Consider the following 3,541-nt stretch of genomic DNA (forward strand, 5'->3'; position numbering starts at 1 on the left):
CCTGGTCAAAACACAGGATTTACAGCATATCAACTGGTAACAAAATATACATTAAAGAGAACAGATGGTTCAGTTGTTACAGATCCTTCGATTGTAAGAGACAGTAAGCAAACAATAGCAAGAACAATAGCTAAATAAGAAACATATTGAAATATATGTCAACAGTACCTTGACAAGCAAAGCGAAGTGATGGAGCCTCCTCAAAAAATGAGGGGGTTTTCCTTGTTGCAATTATTTGTTTACTTCAAATGATAAAATAATTAATTCTCTTCCTGTTAAATATTCTTCCCTTGCTATATTTAATAGGAAGAAATGTGAAACCAACACGAAATCAAAATCAATTACATTCATTCAGCGAAAAGACTTTAATGGAACGAATTGAAAAGAAAAGGATGATTTATATGAAGAAAAGGAATAATTTTATGTTCCAAAAACCGATGAAAGTACTTGCGACATCTGCTATTTTGGCAACTACACTATTTACACCTACTTTAACAAATAGCTTGACAGTTCAAGCTGAAACGGTGTCATCCAATCTAGAAATATTCAATCTAGAAACATTGAACCAAAAGACAGATCAGGCAATTGCAAATGGTAATTTTGAGGGTCATTTGAGTTATCTCAGTGCGTATCTGAATGTAAAGATTGGAAATATCACTGGAGCGGGTTTACAAAATAAGCTTGCAGACCCAGCATTTTCAGCAGCTTTGGCTCAGTGGCAATTGATCTCACAAACAGGTGCTGCAGCAATGAATACATTCGCTAAAAAAGATGCTGAGCATCAGAAATTTCTTAGCTGGACTATGAAAAATACAGATGTGATGAATACATACCTTGAAGGTGGCAGTCCCACAGGAAACAATCCTGTAAATGCACTTGAGATATGGAATACAATATGGAATGCGGATGCAGATTCTCACCAAGGATTGTATTTAAAATTAGCTATAGCTACATCGTTAGCTCATGCTGAACCTATAAAATATTGGACAAACAATAAACCTATTAATCCATTAACAAGGTACCAACATTATAAATTAGCAGATCAAAATAGTGAGTTACTTCCTTGCTTTAGAACATATGATGTTTGGCATTTAAGATTAGTAGTGAATACTTGGTCACCAGAAGAAGATTTAACTTGGGCAAGAAAAATGATTAATACGGAACATCCCGAATTGAAAAGTCAAGATAAGATAGGAACAAGTGCATATTTGATTCAGTATGTAACAAACAACAAAGATGGAGTTAGCGTTCAAGCTGGAAATGATGCATTCTATGGTTTAGGTTGGAATCTTTCCTCAATTTACAGAAATGGTGCGGTATGCGGTGGTATTTCAAAGTTTGGTGTGCAAGTAAGTCAAGCCTTTGGTGTGGCAGCCATGCCTGTTACACAGCCTGGACATTGTGCACTCATATGGAATGACAAACCATCTTCTTGGAATTTAGGAAATGATATATTTGGATGGGGAGAATCGGGCCGTCATGATGTAACTGTTATTCCATGGTCAGATAATAGTTTGAAAAATCAAGTACCGAACATATTATTATTTGAAAATGCTGAACGTGATTCAGTAAAACTAGATCAATCAGAGCGATTACGTTGGTTAGCGAAAGCGATATCTTCACCAGCTAAGAAAAGTGCAATTTATAAAACAGCTACTAATATTCTACCAATTAATGTTTTAGTATGGAAAGATTACGTTTCTCTCATGTTACAAAATCCAAATGTAACAGATGCTGAGTGGCAAGAATTAAATAACAGTATCGTTTCTTCTTTTGCTAATGAACCAAGACCGATGATGGATCTTCTTGCTCAAATAAAAAGCCATGTTCTGAATACAAGTGATAGAGCTAAGCTTCAGCAATATACTTTAAATATATTAAATGCATTCTCGACAATAACGAATGTCAATGAGAAGCAAGTAGCTAATAATATAAAAGCCCAAATGCCAAGTTTAGGATTGTGCCTTGCTACGTTTAGTTTTGATGGAGCAAATGCAGGGAAATTAATGGGAATAAAAACTGATACGGAATACAGTATTGATGGTGGAAAAACGTATAAAGCTGCTACAAGCAATGATATGCTTCTGAGCAATGAAGAAATCTCAGCAATCAATTCAACAGATGGTATTTTAACAAGAGTGATTGGAACAGAGCAGCCTTTATTAATTCCAATTGGAAAAGTTGGTAAAGTTAATGTTTATGCAAATGATGATGAGAACTCAGTTTTTGGTCTAGACGGTACGATGGAATTCAGCATCGATCAAGGTTCACATTGGACAAAATATAATCCAGCTGCTCCTAATTTACCGAATTTAACAGGAAATGTTACGTTAACAGTTAGAAAATTTGCTACTGGTTTAAATCCAGCAGGTGATGCTGTTAACTTAAAGTTTACTGATACTTCTGTAGCAGGATTAATACCGCGCCAAAACTTATCAATTGCAGGTTTCTCAAGTCAGCAAGATTCAGATGGTAATGCTGCTACAAATGCAATTGATGGAAACCCTGCAACAATGTGGCATACGTTTTGGAATGGAAGCGATAAGGCCCCATACATTACGCTAAAGCTTAATGAAGTTACTAATATATCACAATTAGCTTATGTTCCAAGACAAGGTGGCAATCCTAATGGTAACATAACTAGTTATAATATATACACAAGTATGGATGGAATTAACTTTACAAAAGTTGCAACTGGAACGTGGGAAGATAATAATCTTACAAAGAATGCAAGTTTCAGTAAAGTAAATGCTCAGTATGTAAAGCTTGAAGTTGTATCAGGACACGGTGGATTTGCTTCAGCTTCAGAAATAAAGTTATATAAAAACTAATTGAAAGATGAATGGGGACTGTAGCAAAAATATTTTATATGTTTGCTACAGTCTATTTTTTATGTGCTCAAAACAATGACTTATGCGTATCAGATTTTGTAGAAGTAAAAATTGCCAGAGTAATAAAATCAGCATCGTCTTTAGGAGCACTTTTAGTGTTGCTTTGAAATAAAGTTTAATCAAACTTTATTCAAAATCCACAAGATCCCTCAAATTTCATCCAATCTGCTATTCTTATAAATATAAAATGGAAAAATAATATAAATTCACAATAATTTCATGGGGATTTTTCGTATCAAAAGGTACACCTTTTGGTACTATTAAAATCACATGAAATATACGTTCCAAAACCTCAAAAATACATTTTTGAAACGTCTCTAAAAAATAGATACCTTTTGGAACTGTTTTGTTATAATATGTATTATAAAACATCAAGAGAAGGAGATTTTGACACCTTGAATAACAGAAAATTCGGATATATTCGTGTGAGTAGTAAAGATCAAAATGAAGGTAGACAGCTAGAAGCGATGAAAAAAGTTGGTATTGACGAAAGAGATATTTTCATTGATAAACAATCTGGTAAAGATTTTAATCGTCAAAAATATCAACTTGTAAAAATGATGTTACGGGAGGGCGATGTTTTATATGTACAATCATTAGATCGTTTTGGAAGAAACAAAGAAGCGATTTTAAATGAATGGAAGGATATC

General features: G+C 33.9%; 2 protein-coding genes and 1 pseudogene. All 3 read left to right on the plus strand.

Annotated features, from left to right (window positions below):
* A pseudogene (locus BPMYX0001_RS34280) lies at positions 1-138 on the plus strand (RICIN domain-containing protein); the annotation flags it as partial.
* A 263-nt stretch (positions 139-401) separates the two neighbouring features.
* Positions 402-2,831 carry a discoidin domain-containing protein gene (locus BPMYX0001_RS25770; protein ID WP_033799775.1) on the plus strand — a complete coding sequence of 810 codons (2,430 nt, stop codon included), beginning with the start codon at positions 402-404 and terminating at the stop codon, positions 2,829-2,831.
* Positions 2,832-3,286: 455 nt separating this feature from the next.
* Positions 3,287-3,541: recombinase family protein (locus tag BPMYX0001_RS25780; RefSeq protein ID WP_033799397.1), on the plus strand; the 255-nt coding region annotated here is incomplete at its 3' end.

The organism is Bacillus pseudomycoides DSM 12442 (genome assembly GCF_000161455.1).
In the GTDB taxonomy this organism is placed as follows: domain Bacteria; phylum Bacillota; class Bacilli; order Bacillales; family Bacillaceae_G; genus Bacillus_A; species Bacillus_A pseudomycoides.